Source organism: Bradyrhizobium sp. USDA 327, assembly GCF_041262065.1.
In the GTDB taxonomy this organism is placed as follows: domain Bacteria; phylum Pseudomonadota; class Alphaproteobacteria; order Rhizobiales; family Xanthobacteraceae; genus Bradyrhizobium; species Bradyrhizobium liaoningense.
In genome coordinates, this window is the sequence record NZ_JBGCCW010000001.1 from 1,850,503 (window position 1) to 1,867,960 (window position 17,458).

Here is a 17,458-nt window from a genome sequence, read left to right on the forward strand (position 1 = left end):
ACATGGCCGCATCAAAAATCACCAGAGACGCTTTCGGGGCGCTGCCGGATGGCCGCAAGGTCGAGCGCATCGTGCTGCGCGGGGAGGGTGGCTTCGAGGCGCGGATCATCACCCATGGCGCAGTCCTTCAGGCGTTGATCGCGCCGGATGCCCGGGGCAGCCTCGACGACGTCGTGCTTGGCCACGACACATTCGCCGGTTATCTCGCCGAACGAAAGTTTTTCGGCGCAACCGTCGGCCGCTACGCCAACCGCATTGCCAAGGGCCAGTTCTCGCTCGACGGCGAGACGGTGCAGCTTGCCGTCAACAACGGCCCCAATGCGCTGCATGGCGGCCTCGACGGATTCGACCGCAAGCTCTGGGAGATTGCGGATCTTGACGGGGGCGCCGAACCCGCGGTGACGCTTGCCTATGTCAGCCCGCATGGCGAAGAGAACTATCCCGGCCGGCTCGACGTGCGGCTGACCTATCGCGTCACCGGCCCGACCGAACTCTCGCTCATCATGGAGGCGCGGACGGACCGGCCGACCATCGTCAACCTGACCAACCACAGCTTCTTCAACCTCGAGGGCGCGACGTCGGGCAGGTCCGTTCTCGACCATGAGCTGACAGTCGCCGCCGAGCATTTCCTCGCGATCGATCCCACCGCCATTCCGCTGCGGGAGCCGCCACGCCCGGTGGCGGGCACGCCGTTCGACTTCCGCGAGCCGCGGCCGGTCGGCGAGCGTATCCGTGAGAGCGATCAGCAATTGCAGAGCGGCAGAGGCTATGACCACACTTTTTGCCTCAGGCGCGACGGCAGGCTCGGGCTCGCGGCGCGGCTGGTGGCGCCGCGCGCGGGGCGGATCATGGAACTGCTCACCGACCGGCCTGGGCTCCAGGTCTATTCCGGCAATTACCTCGACGGTACGACCTCGGGGAAGGGCGGCAAGCTCATTCGTCAATCGGACGCCATGTGCCTGGAGCCTCACATCTGGCCGGACGCGCCGAACCGGCCGGATTTCCCGAGCCCGCGCCTCGACCCCGGCGAAGTCTATCGCCATCATACGGTCTATCGCTTTTCAGTGAGGTCACCATGATGGAACAGGTGCCCACGACTGTGCTCTCGGACCATCCCTGCCATCTGGGCGAAGGGCCGACCTATGACGCAACCACCGACACCGCCTGGTGGTTCGACATCCGCGAAGGGCTGCTGTTCGAGGCGCAGCTCGACAGCGGCAGCATCCGCATCCATGCGCTCGGCCGGATGGCGAGCGCGCTCGGGCGCATCGATGCGGAGCGCCAATTGATCATCGCCGAGGACGGTCTCTACATCCGCAAGCTCGTCGATGGTGTGATGACGCTGCTCTGTCCCCTCGAAGCCGACAGTCCCGCGACCCGCTCCAACGATGCGCGGGTGCATCAGTCCGGCACGTTCTGGATCGGCACCATGGGACGCAAGGCGGAGCCGGGGGCAGGCGCGATCTACGCGTTCCATCGCGGCAAGATCGCGCTGCTGTTTCCCCGCATCAGTATTCCCAACTCGATCTGCTTCTCGCCGGATGGCGCGATCGGCTATTTCGCCGACAGCGCGCGCGCCGTGCTCTATGCCGTGCCGCTCAATCCCGCGACCGGCCTGCCGCGCGGCGAGCCGGAGGTGCTGTTGCGCCACAGCGGCATCGGCGGCCTCGATGGCTCGGTGTGCGATGCCGAAGGAAACATCTGGAACGCGTGCTGGGGCGCGAGCCGGGTCGATGTCTATTCTCCGCAAGGCGAGCGCCTGCGCTCACTCGGCGTGCCGGCAAGGCAGGCGAGTTGTCCCGCCTTTGTCGGCCCGGATCTGTCGCGCCTGCTCGTCACCTCGGCCTGGCAGGACATGGACGCGACTGCGCGCGCCGCCGATCCGCAAGCCGGTTGCACTTTCTTGTTGGAGGCATCCGCGCGCGGACGCGCTGAGCCCGACGTCAAGCTCGCATAGGAGACCAGAGGCATCCCACGACCACGTTCTCGACGTCACGAAGAAACAGTCTGATACCCAAGGGAGTGAAACATGCTGAAACTGAAGACGACATTCCTCGCGCTGGCGCTGGCCGGCGCTGCCACAATGGCCACAGGCGTCACCGCCTTCGCCCAAAAGGCGACCGTCGGCATCGCCATGCCGACAAAATCCTCGGCGCGCTGGATCGACGACGGCAACAACATGGTCAAGGTGTTGAAGGAGCGTGGCTACAACACCGACCTGCAATACGCTGAGGACGACATCCCGAACCAGCTCTCGCAGGTCGAGAACATGGTGACCAAGGGCGCGAAAGCGCTGGTGATCGCGGCGATCGACGGCACCACGCTGTCGGACGTGCTCAAGCAGGCGAAAGCAAAAGGCATCACGGTGATCGCCTATGACCGCCTGATCCGCGGCACGCCGAACGTCGACTATTATGCGACCTTCGACAATTTCCAGGTCGGCGTCTTGCAGGCGCAATCGATCGAAAGAGGCCTCGGGCTGAAGGAGGGCAAGGGTCCCTTCAACATCGAGCTGTTCGGCGGCTCGCCCGACGACAACAACGCCTACTTCTTCTACAACGGCGCCATGAGCGTGCTGAAGCCCTACATCGACGGCGGCAAGCTCGTCGTCGCCTCGGGCCAGATGGGTATGGACAAGGTCGCGACCCTGCGCTGGGACGGCGCCACCGCACAGGCGCGCATGGACAATCTGCTCAGCGCCTACTACGGCAACAAAAAGATCAATGCAGTGCTGTCGCCCTATGATGGCATCTCGATCGGCATCATCTCCTCGCTGAAGGGCGTTGGCTATGGCAGTGCCGACCAGCCGATGCCTGTTATCTCGGGCCAGGATGCCGAAGTGCCCTCGATCAAGGCCATGCTGCGCGGCGATCAGTACTCGACCATCTTCAAGGACACCCGCGATCTCGCCAAGGTGACAGCCGACATGGTCGACGCCGCGCTCGCCGGCAAGGAGGTCACCGTCAACGATACCAAGACCTACGAGAACGGCGTCAAGACCGTGCCGTCCTATCTGCTCAAGCCGGTGGTGGTCTACAAGGACAATTGGGAGAAGGTGCTGGTCGACAGCGGCTATTACAAGAAGTCGCAGTTCCAGTGAGACTGTTTCTTCTTCCTCTCCCCGCGAGCGTGGGAGAGGCAGCTCTCTATGAGGGACGAAGCGTATGTCCACGTGCTCGTCATGACCGGGACAAGCCCCGGCCATGACGACGTGGAAAGGTTCGGGAGAATGATCCGATGACCGCAATGCTGGAGATGCGCAACGTCAGCAAGAGCTTTGCCGGTGTGCAGGCGCTGCGCGACGTCAACTTCCAGGTCGAGGCCGGGCAGATCCACGCCCTCGTCGGCGAGAACGGCGCCGGCAAGTCGACGCTGATGAAGGTGCTCAGCGGGGTCTATCCGCATGGCAGCTACGAGGGCACCATCATCTTCGAGGGCGAGGAGCGTCGCTTCCGCGACATCAACGATTCCGAGGCGCTCGGCATCATCATCATCCATCAGGAGCTGGCGCTGATTCCGCTGATGTCGATCGCGGAGAATATCTTCCTGTCGCATCCGCCGTCGAAGTTCGGCGTGATCGACCGCGACGAGGTCTACCGGCGTACGCGGGAACTGCTGGCGCAGGTCGGCCTCAAGGAATCGCCGGACACGCTGATCACCGATCTCGGCGTCGGCAAGCAGCAGCTGGTCGAGATCGCAAAGGCGCTGTCCAAGCGGGTGCGGATGCTGATTCTGGACGAGCCGACGGCGAGCCTCAACGAAGCCGACAGCGCCGCGCTGCTCGAACGTCTGATGGCCTTCCGCGAGCAGGGCATCGGCTCGATCCTGATCTCGCACAAGCTCAACGAGGTCGCCAAGGTTGCCGACCACATCACGGTGCTGCGTGACGGCCGCACCGTCGACCGCATCGACTGTCACGCAGAGCCGATCCAGGAAGACCGCATCATCCGCAGCATGGTCAACCGCGATCTCGCGCACCGCTTCCCGGAGCGTAGCGCGAAGATCGGCGAACCGGTGCTCGACGTCGAGAACTGGTCGGTCTATCACCCCATCCATCCCGAACGACAGGTGATCAAGAACGTCAATTTCAGCGTCAGGCGAGGCGAGGTCGTGGGCATCGCCGGCCTGATGGGGGCCGGCCGCACCGAATTCGCCATGAGCCTGTTCGGCCGCTCCTGGGGCACAACGATCAGCGGCTCTCTCCGGCTCGAAGGCAGGGAGATGGTGCTGCCGAGCGTCGCGGCCGCGATCGACGCCGGCCTCGCCTATGTCACCGAGGACCGCAAGCAACTCGGCCTGATCCTCGCCGACGACGTCCGCAAGAACATCACGCTCGCCAGCCTCGACCAGATCGCACCCAGGAGGGTGATCGACGACATCGCCGAGCTGAAGGTCGCCAGCGACTACCGCAGCCGCATGCGCATCCGTTGCTCCGACGTCTACCAGGAGACCGGCCAGCTCTCCGGCGGCAACCAGCAGAAGGTGGTGCTGTCGAAATGGCTGATGACCGACCCGAAGGTGCTGATCCTGGACGAGCCGACAAGGGGCATCGACGTCGGTGCCAAATACGAGATTTACTGTATCATCAACGAGCTGGCGGAGGCCGGCCGTGGCGTCGTGGTGATCTCCTCGGAGATGCCCGAGCTGCTCGGCATCTGCGACCGCATCTGCGTCATGAACGATGGCGCCTTCGTCGGGGAATTCAAGGGCCCCGAGGCGACGCAGGAGAAGATCATGCGCGCCATCATGCGCAACGAACGAAGCAATGGAAACGGCGTGCCTGAGGCCGCGGAGATGGGAGGATCGCAGCCATGACCGACAAGACGGTGTCGCTGCCCGAGGAGCGCCGGCACGGCAGCTTCATCAAGAACAATTTGCGCAATTACGGCATGCTGATGTCGCTGATCGCGATCATGCTGTTCTTCCAGGTCGTGACCGGCGGCACGCTGCTGCAGCCGCTCAACCTCACCAACCTGGTGCTGCAGAACAGCTATATCGTCATCATGGCGCTCGGCATGCTCCTGGTGATCGTCACCGGCCATATCGACCTCTCGGTCGGCTCGGTCGCAGGCTTCATCGGCGCCGTGGCCGCGGTGCTGATGGTGACCTACAAGGTCGATTACACGCTTGCGTTCATCGCCTGCCTCCTGGTCGGTGCCGCCATCGGCGCTGCGCAGGGCTATTGGGTGGCCTATTTCAAGATCCCGTCCTTCATCGTCACCTTGGCGGGGATGCTGGTGTTCAAGGGCCTCGCGCTCGCGGTGTTGCAGGGCCAGTCGCTCGGGCCGTTCCCGGCGACGTTCCAGAAGTTGTCCTCCGGCTTCATTCCGGAACTGCTGCCCGAAGCCGGCACGCTGCATCCGACATCCATGCTGATCGGCGCCGTGCTGGCGCTCGGCCTCGTCTACGCCAGCGCCAAGGGGAGGTCGCGCGAGCAATTGCACGGAATCGAGGTCGAGCCCTATGCGTTCTTCCTCGGCAAGAGCATCCTGCTGGCCTGCGCCGTGCTCTATTTCACCTATCTGATCGCCTCGCATCGCGGCCTGCCCAACGTTCTGGTGATCATGACCGCGTTGATCGCGCTCTACGGCTTCGTCACCCGCCGCACCGTGATCGGGCGGCAGATCTACGCGGTCGGCGGCAACGCCAAGGCGGCGAGCCTGTCGGGCATCAAGACCGAGCGGCTGACGTTCCTGACATTCGTCAACATGGGCGTGCTCGCCGCGCTCGCCGGCCTCGTCTTCGCCGCGCGGCTCAACACCGCGACCCCGAAGGCAGGTCTCGGCTTCGAGCTCGACGTCATCGCCGCCTGCTTCATCGGCGGCGCCTCGGCCTATGGCGGCGTGGGGCGCGTCGGCGGCGCCGTGGTCGGCGCCATGATCATGGGCGTGATGAACAACGGCATGTCCATCCTCGGCATCGGCATTGATTACCAGCAGGTAATCAAGGGCCTGGTTCTGCTGGGAGCCGTGTGCATCGACGTGTACAATCAGAGGCGGTAGCCGCATTGACGGTCCAGTAGGGTGGGCAAAGGCGCAACGCGCCGTGCCCACCATCTGTCCCCGATCGAGAGAAGTGGTGGGCACGCTTCGCTTTGCCTACCGTACGGCAGCCGTTACTGCGTCGTGAACAGCACCGCCGCGATCGCGACGGAGAGGCTCACCGCCGATACGGTCGCCACCGTCGACAATACCCCCATTCGCCGGAGCGCGATGGCGAAGGCGATGATGATGGGTGTGGCGGTCATCAACCCGATCTGTGCATCACTCATGTGATCATTGGCCATTCCGTGGAACTCTGAGCTGGTTCGTACTGCGATCCGGCCGGTCGGACGTTGTGTCGGCGCAAACAAGCGCCCCGCAATTCCCCAGTTTGTCCGGCGACAAACTCGGAACCGGGCAGCCGGGCTAAGTCTGGCCGGTGTCCTGATCCGGAAAGACGATGTCGACGGTCGAGTGCGAACAACAGGAAAGCGGCTGGGGAATTCTGGGAGAGCTCCCCGGCGATCCCATGATCTGGGTGCTGATCTTCAGCGAGCTCGTCGCCTTCGGCTTGTTCCTCGGCGCTTTTTCGGTCAGCCGCGCGATCCACCCCACGCTGTTCGCGGCCGGGCAGTCAGCGCTCGATTCGAATCTCGCCGGCCTCAATACCGTCGTGCTGGTCACCAGCGGCTGGGCGGCGGCGAAGGCGACGAAGGCCGCGCGTGCCGGGGAACGGCCGGTGGCGCGATACTGGATCTTCGGCGCGATGGCGCTCGGCGGCCTCTTCATCGCGATCAAGATCGCCGAGTATGCGGAAGAAATCGGGCGAGGCGTCGGGCTCGAGACCAGCCCGTTCTTCACGCTCTACTTCCTCCTGACCGGCTTTCATCTTCTGCATGTCGGCCTCGGCATCGTCATCCTCGCCGTGGTCTGCCGCCGCGCCGGGATATCGGGCGTCGAGACGGCAACTGCCTTCTGGCACATGGTCGATCTGGTCTGGATCGTCATGTTCCCGATTCTCTATCTGGTCAAATGACCATGCCGGATCGTATCGACATGAGCTGGATCGTGCTTATCGGCCTCGCGCTTGCGACCATCCTGCTGCCGCCGCTGGTGCCGCGGCCGCTGCTCGGCAACGCACTGCTGCTGGCCTTCGCCGCCCTCAAGGGCCACCGGATCGCGCTCGACTTCATGGATCTACGCGCCGTGCCCGCGCTCTGGCGTGGCCTCGTCGCGAGTTGGATCCTGATCGTCCTGCTGCTGGCCTGGCTCGCCTCGGCCGTCGTCGCCCTGATCTGACGCGCTCATTGCGCCGTGACAAAGAACGGGCCGGGCTGAGCGGCAATAAATCACACCATCGCGATTTCGCAGGAATCAAACCGGAAAGGATTGGCAATGGCTGAACGCCTGACCAAGTCGGCCGCTCGAAATGTCTTCTACGGCGGCTCGGCCTTCTTCTTCGCCATTTTCATAGGGCTGACGGCACACAGCCATTACTACATGGCCACGACGTCGACCGACGCCACGACGCTGACGTCGTCGGTCGCCCGCGGCAAGCATGTCTGGGAGAAGAACTCATGCATCAACTGCCACACTCTGCTGGGTGAGGGCGCCTACTTTGCCCCTGAAGTCGGCAACGTCTGGGATCGTTGGGGCGGCAACGAGGACCCGGCCGCTGCGCGCGAGACACTGAAGGCCTGGATGCAGTCGCAGCCCTCGGGCGCGCCCGGCCGGCGGCAGATGCCGCAGTTCAACCTCACCGACCAGGAGCTCGACGATCTCGCCGACTTCCTGCAATGGACCAGCAAGATCAAGCGGCAGGAGTGGCCGCCGAACAAGGCCGGCTGAGCACGCTGTTTCCTCTTTCAAGACAGAGAGACCCGAGATGAAATATCAGACCCAGAAAGTCGCGATGCTCTACTTCTACGGCGCGCTGACTCTGTTTCTCGCGCAGGTCCTGTTCGGCCTCGTCGCCGGAACCATCTACGTCCTGCCCAACACGCTGTCGACGCTCCTGCCGTTCAACGTCGTCAGGATGATCCACACCAACGCGCTGATCGTGTGGTCGCTGATCGGCTTCATGGGCGCGACCTATTTCCTGTTGCCTGAGGAAACCGAGACCGAGCTGTACAGCCCGCTGCTGGCCAAGATCCAGTTCTGGATGTTCTTCGGCGCGGCAGGCGTGGCCGTGGTCGGCTATCTCTTCCACTATCACGAAGGACGCGAGTTCCTCGAGCAGCCCTTCATCATCAAGGTCGGCATCGTCGTCGTCTGCCTGATGTTCCTGTTCAACGTCACCATGACGGCACTGAAGGGCCGCAAGACCACGATCACGAACATCCTGCTGTTCGGCCTGTGGGGCGTTGCGATCTTCTTCCTGTTCGCTTTCTACAATCCTGTGAACTTAGCAGTCGACAAGATGTACTGGTGGTACGTCGTCCATCTCTGGGTCGAAGGCGTCTGGGAGCTGATCATGGCCTCGGTGCTCGCCTATCTCATGATCAAGCTCAACGGCATCGACCGCGAGGTCGTGGAGAAGTGGCTCTACGTCATCATCGGCCTTGCGCTGTTCTCTGGCATCCTCGGCACCGGCCATCATTTCTACTGGATCGGCGCGCCCGGCTACTGGCAGTGGATCGGCTCGCTGTTCTCCACGCTCGAGGTGGCACCGTTCTTCACGATGGTGATCTTCACGGTGCAGATGACATGGAAGGCCGGCCGCAAGCATCCGAACCGCGCTGCGCTATTGTGGTCGGTCGGCTGCTCGGTGATGGCCTTTCTCGGCGCCGGCGTCTGGGGCTTCCTGCACACGCTGTCCTCGGTGAACTACTACACCCACGGCACCCAGGTCACCGCGGCGCACGGCCATCTCGCCTTCTTCGGCGCCTATGTGATGCTCAATCTTTCCGTCATGGCCTATGCGATCCCGCAGATTAGGGGACGCGCGCCCTATAACCAGTGGCTGAGCATGGCGAGCTTCTGGATCATGTGCACGGCCATGATGGTGATGACCTTCGCGCTGACCTTCGCCGGCGTGGTCCAGGTCCATCTCCAGCGCGTGCTCGGCCAGGGCTACATGGACGTGCAGGACCAACTCGCGATGTTCTACTGGGTCCGGCTCGGCTCCGGCGTGTTCGTCGCGATCTCCGCACTGATGTTCGTCTGGGCGGTGCTGGTACCCGGTCGCGCCAAGCAGGCGGTCATCCCCGGCGCGTTGCAGCCGGCTGAATAAATGCAACTGGCGGCCGCGGTTCGCCGCGGCCGCCAGCTTCCTGGAAAGTCCGGAGAAACATCATGAAAGCTGCCCTTCACACGGTGACCTCGGCGCCCGAGCTGCCGGCCTATGTCGCAAGCGGCAACGAGTGCGCGCTGTTCGAGCACGCCTGGCGGCACCAGCTGCCGGTCCTGCTGAAGGGGCCGACCGGCTGCGGCAAGACGCGCTTCGTCGCGCATATGGCGGCGCGTCTCGGATTGCCGCTCCACACCGTCGCCTGCCACGACGATCTCACCGCGGCCGATCTCACCGGTCGCTATCTGCTGCGGGGCGGCGACACGGTATGGACCGACGGTCCGCTGACGCGCGCGGTGCGCGAGGGCGGCATCTGCTACCTCGACGAGGTCGTGGAAGCGCGCAAGGACGTCACCGTAGTGCTGCATCCCCTGACCGACGATCGCCGCATCCTGCCGCTGGAGCGCACAGGCGAGGAGCTTGCGGCGCCGAACAGCTTCATGCTCGTGGTCTCCTACAATCCCGGCTACCAGACGCTGCTGAAGGCGTTGAAGCCGTCGACGCGACAGCGCTTCGTTGCCATCGAATTCGGCTTCCTGCCGTCCGAGCAGGAAATCGCCGTCGTCTCCGCCGAAAGCGGACTGCCGCCGGAGCGCGTGCGGCCGCTGGTCGGGCTGGCTGGCCGGCTGCGCGCACTGAGGGGACACGACCTGGAGGAGGGCGTCTCGACCCGGCTCGTGGTCTATTGCGCGACCCTGATCGCCGCCGGCACGCCGATCGCCGATGCAGTGCTTGCCGGCATGATCGAGCCGCTGACGGACGATGCCGACGTCAAGGCGGCGCTGCTCGACGTCGCCCGTGCCGTGATCGGGTGAGGCCAGTCCGATGCTTGACTTCCTCGAACTGGAGGAAACGGTCGGTCGCGCCTGGCATCGGATGGTCGGCGGCACTTCGAGCTACCCGACTCACGCCGACCACGCCGTCACGCTCGCAGAGGTGAGGAGCCGGCTCGCTGTGATGTTCCGCGCGCTTGGCGGCGAGACCGGCGTTCAGATCGCGAGCGCAGGCGCGCGCAGGGCGGGCCATCGTCTCGGCTGGCGGCAGCGCATCGGCTTGGGCGACGAGCGGCTCGAGCACCCAGGCCGCGACTCGGCAACCATCTTCCTGCCCGATCGCATCGCGATCTTTCCCGACCGGGCCCTGAACGCAACGCTGTATCGTTGGCTTGCGGCGTGGTTCGCAGCCGCGCCGATCGAGGCGATCGCGGAAACCGACCCGCTGCGGCGGGACCTTTCGATGTTGCGCCGGGCGAGCGAGACCGCGGTCTGGGTTCTCACGCAATTCCCAGGGCTCGTCGCCGATTACGCGCAGCTTGCCGCGGCCACCGCCGAGGCCCGGCCTCGTCGCCCTTTGCCGCGCGTCGAGCAAGAGATCGAGCAGATCGTCCTGGCCCTGCTCGGAACCGGAAAGGCGCCTGCAGGTAGACTGTGGCCGGCGATGATGGGGACGGGCTCGCTGCCGGACAAGGCGCCGCCGGGTTATCGCGCGATCCTGCCGTGTCCGCTCTGGGGCGATTGCTGGACGCGCGAGCTCTCGCCCGCACATGCGGACGAAGACGAATGCGCACCGGGCGCGGCGGCCGCGGCGAAGGACGATCGCAAGCGGTTTGCCGTCCGCGAGCGCGGGGACGATGCCAATCGGCGCGATCCGTTCGTGCTGAACCGCTTCGAGAAGATCCTCGCGATGGCCGAGATGGTCAATGTCGACCGCCCGGCTGATGACAGCGAGGACGAGGATGCGCAGAAGGCAGCCAACGATCTCGAGGAGATCACGCTCAGCCGCCGCAGTGGCAAGCCGGCGAGCCGGTTCAAGTTCGATCTCGACCTGCCGCCGGAGGCCCTCGACGCCTCGCAGCTGAATGCGGACCTGACCTATCCCGAATGGGACTATCGCAGCGGCTCCTATCTGCCGGATCATTGCCGCGTGCTCGAGGCTGCGGCGTCCGAGGAAGGCGAGAGCTGGACGGCGGATGACGCGATGCGCCGACGCATTCGCCAGGTGCGTCGCCGCTTCGAGGTTCTGCGTCCGCGTCACGAAATGATGCGCGCCCAAAGCGACGGACATGATCTCGACCTTGACGCGCTGGTGCGCGCGCGGTGCGACCTCAGTGCCGGGAGCGGCGGTGGTCTCGACCGCATCCATGTCGCGATGCGCCCGCAAGGGCACGATCTCGCCGTCACGCTGCTGGTCGATGTCTCGCTGTCGACCGATGCCTGGGTCGACGGCTATCGCGTGCTCGACGTCGAGAAGGAAGCGCTGCTCGTGCTCGCGCACGGGCTGTCGGCTTGCGGCGACCACCATAGCATCCTGACCTTCACCTCACGTCGACGTTCCTGGGTGCGACTCGAAACCATCAAGGCGTTCGGCGAGCCAATGAGCGGGGCCGTGGAGCGCCGCATCGGGGCGCTCAGGCCCGGCTATTACACGCGGATCGGCGCGGCGGTACGCCACGCCGCGGCCGAGCTCGCGCGCCAGCCGCTGCGCAAGAAGCTGCTGCTCGTCCTCACCGACGGCAAACCGAACGACGTCGATCACTATGAAGGGCGCTTTGCGGCCGAAGACACCAGGAAATCCGTGCAGGAAGCGCGCCGGCTCGGCATCGCGGTCTTCGGCGTGACGATCGACGCGGCGGCACAAACCTACTTTCCGACGCTGTTCGGACGCGGTGGCTACGCCATCGTCGGCAACATCAAGCGGTTGCCGGCAGCGCTGCCGGCGATCTACCGGCAGGTGGCGCATTGACGCTCAGAACATATAGCCTGGTGCGAACTGTTGCTCAGGAATTGGGTATATGATCGAATGGCCGGATGGATCAAAAGGCCAAGGTCGCTCGCGGTAGCCGCGCGGCGATGCGCGACGTCGCGAGAGGTTGAAGCGTATGCTGGTAGCCTGCGGCGATGCCCTGATCGATTTCGTACCAACAAGAAACACTGAGGGACGCGAAGCCCTGATGCCGGCGGTCGGCGGCTCCTGCCTCAACGTTGCGATCGGCATGGCGCGGCTGGGCGCGCCGGCCGGCTTCGTCGGCGGCATCTCGACCGACCTGTTCGGACGTATGATCGCAGATCATGCCGCGGCCTCCAATGTCGATATCAGTCTCGCCACCCGCAGCGATCGCCAGACCACACTTGCCTTCGTCCGCATCGTCGCGGGCGAGTCGCACTACGCGTTCTACGATGCCGAGACCGCGACGCGGAACTGGACCTACCGGCGCGGCTCCATTCCATTCGCAAGCGTCGAAGCGGTTCATGTCGGCTCGACCACGCTGGTCAACGACCAGGGCGCGGCCGAGACCAAGGCGCTGATCGCGGACGCGCGGGCGTCGTCGACGATCTGCTTCGATCCGAACTGCCGCCCGAACCTCGTCAGCGACAAGCCGGCCTATCTCGCGCGCATGGCCGAGTTCGCGGGAGGCGCCGATCTCATCAAGATGTCGGACGTCGATTTCGCCTATCTCTTCGGCGACGAGCCGTATCATCGGCGCGCGAGCACGCTGCTCGCAAAGGGCACAAGCCTCATCGTCATTACACGTGGCAACGACGGCGTGATTGCGTGGCACGCGGGGGCAGGGCAGATCGAAGTCCCCGCGCCGAAGGTCGAGGTTGCCGACACCATTGGTGCCGGCGACAGTTTTCAGGCGGCGCTGCTCTTCGCCCTGCACAAGCAGGGCTGGCTGGTGCGCGAGAAACTGAGCAAGATCGGAACGGACAAGCTCCGCCGCGCACTGTCCTTTGCCGCCAATTGCGCGGGCCTGACCTGCACCCGCCCGGGCGCCGATCCACCCTGGAGCCATGAGATCAATTGGAGTTGGTAATCCGCGTCACATTGGTGCGACCACCTTCTCGGCGCACTTGAGGAAGGTACGGATCAGCGGGCTGTGCGAGTCGCGCCGCCAGCATACGGCGACGTCGATGGAGTCGGTTGCGTCCCGCAACGGCCGAAACACGATGCCCTGCGGCGCGCCGAGCTTGGCGCAGGCGGGCAGGATCGCGAGCCCTTCGCCGGCCAGCACCAGGCTCATCGCCGAATGCACGGTTTCCACCCGGCTGGCGATCGGCATCACCACCTGATGCCGCCGCAGCAACGCCGTCACCGCAGAGGAGGCGGGGTCCTGCTCCGGCCGCGGCAGCGCGATCAGCGGCCGGCCGTGCAATTTCGCCATCGGCACCGCGCCGAGGCGGGAGAGCGGCGATCGGATCGGCATCGCCAGCATGAGAGGTTGCGCGCCAACCCGCGCCACCTGGATTTCGGGATGGTTGATCGCCGGCATGCACAGCGCGATCGTGACGCTGCGGTCGAGCAGCCGCGCCTCGCGCGTCGAGGCGCTGAGCTCGGCAAAATGAAGCTCGACGCCGGGAATGGAACGCCGCAACTCGGGAATCAGGCGCGGCAGTACCGCATTTGCCAGCGCGAACATGTAGCCGATCGAGATCCGCCCGCGTCGTCCGGCCGCGACCGCGCGCGCGGCTTCGACGCCGTCGGCCGCCAGGGCCAGCGCCTCGCCGGCGCGCGCCAGCAGGGCCTGGCCGGGCTCGGTCAGGTCCATGCCGCGCGTGCCGCGGCGGAACAGGGGCGCGCCGACTTCGGCCTCGAGCTTGCGGATCTGCACCGAGAGCGGCGGCTGCGCCATCCGCAGCCGCTCGGCGGCCTTGCCGACGCTGCGCGCCTCGGCGACGGCGACGAAATAGCGGAGCCGGCGAAGATCCATTGGCATACCGAAAATATACGGGCTGACGGCAAAAATCGTATTGGACGGCGAGTTAACAAGGCTGTCATTCTTGCTGTCAATGTCTTCGGGCCAATGGCGGCCCGCTTCGGAGCGCGATGTGACCATGAACGGCGATCCCTGTTGCTTGTCCGCAACCGAGCTGCGCGGCCTCATCGCCGGAAAGCGGATTTCGCCAGTCGAGATCGTCCGAGCCGTTCTCGCGCGCGCCGAGGCGCTCCAGCCCGCGCTCAACTGTTTCATCACCCTGTGCGGCGATGAGGCGATTGCAGCGGCGCGCGAAGCCGAGCGCAAGGTGATGGCCGGCGAACCGCTCGGCCTGCTGCACGGCATCCCCGTCACCGTCAAGGACATCGTCAACACCAAGGGCGTCAGGACCACCTTCGGCGCCGTTCCCTACAAGGACAATGTGCCGAACGAGGACGCCGTGGCGGTGGCGCGGCTGCGCAGCGAGGGCGCGATCCTGATCGGCAAGACCTCGACGCCAGAATTCGGAAGCAAGTGCCTGACGGATTCGCCCTTGTTCGGTCGCACCCGCAACGCGTGGGGTGCGTGCCGCTCCTCCGGCGGCTCCAGCGGCGGTGCGGCGGTCGCCGTTGCCAGCGGCATCGCGCCGCTTGCCATCGCGACCGACGGCGGCGGCTCGACGCGAATTCCGGCCGCCTGCAACGGCGTGGTGGGCTTGAAGCAGAGCAACGGCGTCATCCCGCACAGCCAGGCGCTGGATGTGTTCGGCAACCAGACCTATGTCACGCCGACCACCCGCACCGTCGCCGACACCGCACTGATGATGCAGGCGATGGCCGGTGAAGATCCTTGCGATCCCTGGTCGATCGGCGTGCCCGTGCCTGACTTCATCGGCACTGCCGCTCCACGCGGCGATCTGCGCGGGCAGAGGATCCTGTATTGCCTGACGCCGCCGGGCCGGCCGGTGTCCACTGAGGTCGCCGCCAACTTCAGAGCGAGCCTCGACCGGCTGGCAGGGCTCGGTGCCGAGCTCGAGGAGTTCTCCGGCGATGGTTTCGACATCGAGCCGATCTGGCGCGCCATCAACCACACCGTCTGGCGCACGCGCTTCGCGAGACTGGCGGCCGAGCACAGCGACCAGCTGAGCGAGGCCTTTCTCAAGCAGCTCGCGCTCGCCACCGAAGTCAGCGGCATCGACTACCAGGAGGCGATGTTCGCGCGCACCGCGCTGTTCCGTCGCGTGCAATCGTTGCTTGCGCGCGGGCACTTCCTGGCGATGCCGACCCTCACGCGCACCGCGCTGCCGATCGAGCAGGATCTGTTCGGCAGCATCGAGATCGATGGTCGGCATTTCGACAGCGTCCGGCCGCACTGGTTCCCCTGGACCATGCCCTTCAACATGACCGGCCATCCCGCGATCAGCCTGCCCTCGGGCTTTGCTGGCGACGGCCTGCCGATCGGGATCCAGCTCGTCGGCCGCTTCCGCGCCGATGCGGAATTGCTGCGCGTGAGCGCAATGTTCGAGGCTTCGAGCGATCTTCTGTCTCGCTGGCCGGCTTAAGGACATGGGCATGCAGCGAGGGGCGTGTGTGCAAAGGACTTGCCTCCGGGGTCCAGACATGTTGATCGTGCCGCAGGTGAGCCCTGAAGCCGAGCACGCATGAGCGTCTTTGTCCTCCGACGTCTGTTGACCTTGCTCGCGACGCTGGTCGGCGCATCGCTGATCATCTTCCTGGTGCTCGACGCGCTTCCCGGCAATGCCGCGCAGATGCTGATGGGCGCCGATGCCTCGGCGGATGCGGTTCGCGCGCTCACCGTCAAGCTCGGGCTCGACCAGCCGCTGGCGGTCCGCTATCTGCAGTGGATCAAGGGGCTGCTCGTCGGCGATCTCGGCAACTCCTATGCCTACGGTACGCCGGTCGCCAGCCTGATCGCGGAGCGGCTGCTGCTGACCATTCCGCTCGCGATCATGGCCATGACCATCACCGTGACGCTGGCGCTCTCCGCCGGCATCTACACCGCCGCCAATCACAACAAGCTCGGCGACGTCGGCGTGATGTCGCTGACCCAGGTCGGCATCGCGCTGCCGAACTTCTGGTTCGCGATCCTGCTGGTGCTGTTGTTCTCGGTGCGCCTGCAATGGCTCTCGGCGGGCGGCTTTGCCGGCTGGGAGGACGGCATCTGGCCAGGGATCAAGTCGCTGCTGCTTCCCGCAATCTCGCTCGCGGTGGTGCAGGCCGCGATCCTTGCGCGCGTCACGCGCTCGGCGGTGCTGGAGGTGCTACGCGAAGATTTCGTCCGCACAGCACGCGCAAAGGGCCTTGGCAAGCGCGAGGTGCTGTGGAGCCACGTGCTGCGCAATGCCATGATCCCCGTGATGACGGTGATGGGGCTGCAATTCGCCAATCTGCTCGCCGGCACCATCGTGATCGAGAACGTGTTCTACCTGCCGGGCCTCGGCCGGCTGATCTTCCAGTCGATCGCCAACCGCGATCTGATCGTGGTGCGCAACTGCGTGATGCTGCTCGCCGCCATGGTCGTCATCGTCAATTTCGTGGTCGACGTGCTCTACGCCTTCATCGATCCCCGCATCAAGGTGCATGACCTGTGAGCGCGCCCGTCACCATTGATGCGCCGCTCGCAGCGCGGCCGCTGCCGGCCCGCACGTTTTTCCGTCGAGCACTGCGCCATCGCAGTTTCGTGCTCGGCGCTGCGCTGAGCCTGCTGGTGCTGGCCTCCGCGCTGCTGTCGCTGGTGTGGACGCCCTGGTCTCCTTACGAAATCGACATCGCATCGAAGCTCCGGCCGCCCTCGGCGGCGCATTGGCTCGGGACCGATTCCTTCGGCCGCGACATCGTCTCGCTGCTGCTGGCCGGTGCCCGATCCACCATCATGGTCGGCGTCATCGCCGTCAGCATCGGTCTCACCTTCGGCGTCACGCTCGGCCTGATCGCCTCGGCCCGGCGCGGCTGGACGGAAGAGATCATCATGCGCTTTTCCGACTTTACCTTCGCCTTTCCAGCCGTGCTCTCCGCGATCATGCTCGCCGCGGTGGCAGGGCCTGGCATGGTGACCTCGATCATCGCGATCGGTATCTTCCAGATCCCGACACTGACGCGGCTGACGCGCGGCTCGGCCAATGCGATCTGGGCGCGCGAATTCGTGCTGGCCGCGCGCGCGGCGGGCAAGGGGCGCTTTCGCATCACCATCGAGCACGTGCTGCCGAATATCCTGTCGATCCTGATCGTGCAGGTCACCATCCAGTTTGCGCTCGCCATCCTCGCCGAAGCCGCGCTGTCCTATCTCGGTCTCGGCACGCAGCCGCCGCAGCCGTCCTGGGGGCGGATGCTGAACGATGCGCAGACGCTGCTGTTCCAGTCGCCGATGCTCGCCGTCTATCCGGGTGCGGCGATCGCGATCGCGGTGCTGGGCCTCAATCTGCTCGGGGATGGGCTGCGCGACCTGCTCGATCCCAGACTGGCGCGGGAGCGATAG

The 17,458-nt window shown here is 65.3% G+C and carries 17 protein-coding genes; 15 read left to right on the plus strand and 2 right to left on the minus strand.

Going from position 1 to position 17,458, the window contains the following annotated elements:
- The first annotated feature begins 2 nt into the window (after nt 1-2).
- The 5 genes from ABIA42_RS08340 (at nt 3) to mmsB (ending at nt 6,002) form a co-directional block, all read left to right on the plus strand.
- Nucleotides 3-1,079 (plus strand): aldose epimerase family protein, encoded by a 1,077-nt coding sequence (locus ABIA42_RS08340; RefSeq protein WP_370114315.1) that lies wholly within the window; start codon nt 3-5, stop codon nt 1,077-1,079.
- Entirely contained in the window at nt 1,079-1,957 is an 879-nt protein-coding gene (locus ABIA42_RS08345; RefSeq protein ID WP_370123590.1) for an SMP-30/gluconolactonase/LRE family protein, read from the plus strand. The genes ABIA42_RS08340 and ABIA42_RS08345 overlap by 1 nt, the downstream gene beginning before the upstream one ends.
- Nucleotides 1,958-2,029: 72 nt before the next feature.
- Nucleotides 2,030-3,100 (plus strand): multiple monosaccharide ABC transporter substrate-binding protein, encoded by a 1,071-nt coding sequence (gene chvE / locus ABIA42_RS08350; protein ID WP_271526313.1) that lies wholly within the window; start codon nt 2,030-2,032, stop codon nt 3,098-3,100.
- A 137-nt stretch (nt 3,101-3,237) separates the two neighbouring features.
- On the plus strand, nt 3,238-4,815 hold the full coding sequence (gene mmsA, locus ABIA42_RS08355) for a multiple monosaccharide ABC transporter ATP-binding protein (RefSeq protein WP_370114313.1): 1,578 nt from the start codon (nt 3,238-3,240) through the stop codon (nt 4,813-4,815).
- A complete protein-coding gene (gene mmsB / locus ABIA42_RS08360; RefSeq protein WP_370114311.1) occupies nt 4,812-6,002 on the plus strand; it encodes a multiple monosaccharide ABC transporter permease in 1,191 nt (396 codons plus the stop codon). The genes mmsA and mmsB overlap by 4 nt, the downstream gene beginning before the upstream one ends.
- Nucleotides 6,003-6,115: 113 nt before the next feature.
- On the opposite strand, the gene ABIA42_RS08365 is transcribed toward mmsB, so the two are convergent.
- The gene (locus ABIA42_RS08365) at nt 6,116-6,286 is read right to left on the minus strand and encodes a hypothetical protein (protein WP_370124092.1); all 171 of its coding nucleotides are present in this window, start codon (nt 6,284-6,286) and stop codon (nt 6,116-6,118) included.
- A 155-nt stretch (nt 6,287-6,441) separates the two neighbouring features.
- On the opposite strand from ABIA42_RS08365, the gene ABIA42_RS08370 reads away from it, so the two are divergent.
- From ABIA42_RS08370 to ABIA42_RS08400, 7 genes are all read left to right on the plus strand, one after another.
- Nucleotides 6,442-7,017 (plus strand): cytochrome c oxidase subunit 3 family protein, encoded by a 576-nt coding sequence (locus ABIA42_RS08370; RefSeq protein WP_370114309.1) that lies wholly within the window; start codon nt 6,442-6,444, stop codon nt 7,015-7,017.
- A 2-nt stretch (nt 7,018-7,019) separates the two neighbouring features.
- Nucleotides 7,020-7,280, plus strand: coding sequence for a cytochrome C oxidase subunit IV family protein (locus tag ABIA42_RS08375; protein ID WP_271526309.1), 261 nt, complete (start codon nt 7,020-7,022; stop codon nt 7,278-7,280).
- Between the two features lie 96 nt (nt 7,281-7,376).
- The gene (locus ABIA42_RS08380) at nt 7,377-7,829 is read left to right on the plus strand and encodes a cytochrome c (RefSeq protein ID WP_131870107.1); all 453 of its coding nucleotides are present in this window, start codon (nt 7,377-7,379) and stop codon (nt 7,827-7,829) included.
- A 37-nt stretch (nt 7,830-7,866) separates the two neighbouring features.
- Nucleotides 7,867-9,213, plus strand: a complete 1,347-nt coding sequence (locus tag ABIA42_RS08385) for a cbb3-type cytochrome c oxidase subunit I (protein ID WP_370114306.1) — start codon at nt 7,867-7,869, stop codon at nt 9,211-9,213.
- A gap of 62 nt (nt 9,214-9,275) precedes the next feature.
- Nucleotides 9,276-10,085, plus strand: coding sequence for a CbbQ/NirQ/NorQ/GpvN family protein (locus ABIA42_RS08390; RefSeq protein ID WP_271526306.1), 810 nt, complete (start codon nt 9,276-9,278; stop codon nt 10,083-10,085).
- A gap of 10 nt (nt 10,086-10,095) precedes the next feature.
- Nucleotides 10,096-12,012 carry a nitric oxide reductase activation protein NorD gene (locus ABIA42_RS08395; protein ID WP_370114304.1) on the plus strand — a complete coding sequence of 639 codons (1,917 nt, stop codon included), beginning with the start codon at nt 10,096-10,098 and terminating at the stop codon, nt 12,010-12,012.
- Between the two features lie 136 nt (nt 12,013-12,148).
- The gene (locus ABIA42_RS08400) at nt 12,149-13,084 is read left to right on the plus strand and encodes a carbohydrate kinase (RefSeq protein WP_370114302.1); all 936 of its coding nucleotides are present in this window, start codon (nt 12,149-12,151) and stop codon (nt 13,082-13,084) included.
- Nucleotides 13,085-13,090: 6 nt separating this feature from the next.
- Here the strand turns inward: ABIA42_RS08400 and ABIA42_RS08405 are convergent, their stop codons facing one another.
- A complete protein-coding gene (locus ABIA42_RS08405) occupies nt 13,091-13,978 on the minus strand; it encodes a LysR family transcriptional regulator (protein ID WP_370114300.1) in 888 nt (295 codons plus the stop codon).
- Between the two features lie 124 nt (nt 13,979-14,102).
- On the opposite strand from ABIA42_RS08405, the gene ABIA42_RS08410 reads away from it, so the two are divergent.
- The 3 genes from ABIA42_RS08410 to ABIA42_RS08420 all read left to right on the plus strand — a co-directional run bounded on the left by ABIA42_RS08410 (nt 14,103) and on the right by ABIA42_RS08420 (nt 17,458).
- Nucleotides 14,103-15,524 (plus strand): amidase, encoded by a 1,422-nt coding sequence (locus ABIA42_RS08410; protein ID WP_370123588.1) that lies wholly within the window; start codon nt 14,103-14,105, stop codon nt 15,522-15,524.
- A 99-nt stretch (nt 15,525-15,623) separates the two neighbouring features.
- Nucleotides 15,624-16,574 carry an ABC transporter permease gene (locus tag ABIA42_RS08415; protein ID WP_370114298.1) on the plus strand — a complete coding sequence of 317 codons (951 nt, stop codon included), beginning with the start codon at nt 15,624-15,626 and terminating at the stop codon, nt 16,572-16,574.
- On the plus strand, nt 16,571-17,458 hold the full coding sequence (locus ABIA42_RS08420) for an ABC transporter permease (protein ID WP_370114296.1): 888 nt from the start codon (nt 16,571-16,573) through the stop codon (nt 17,456-17,458). Before ABIA42_RS08415 ends, ABIA42_RS08420 begins: the two co-directional genes overlap by 4 nt.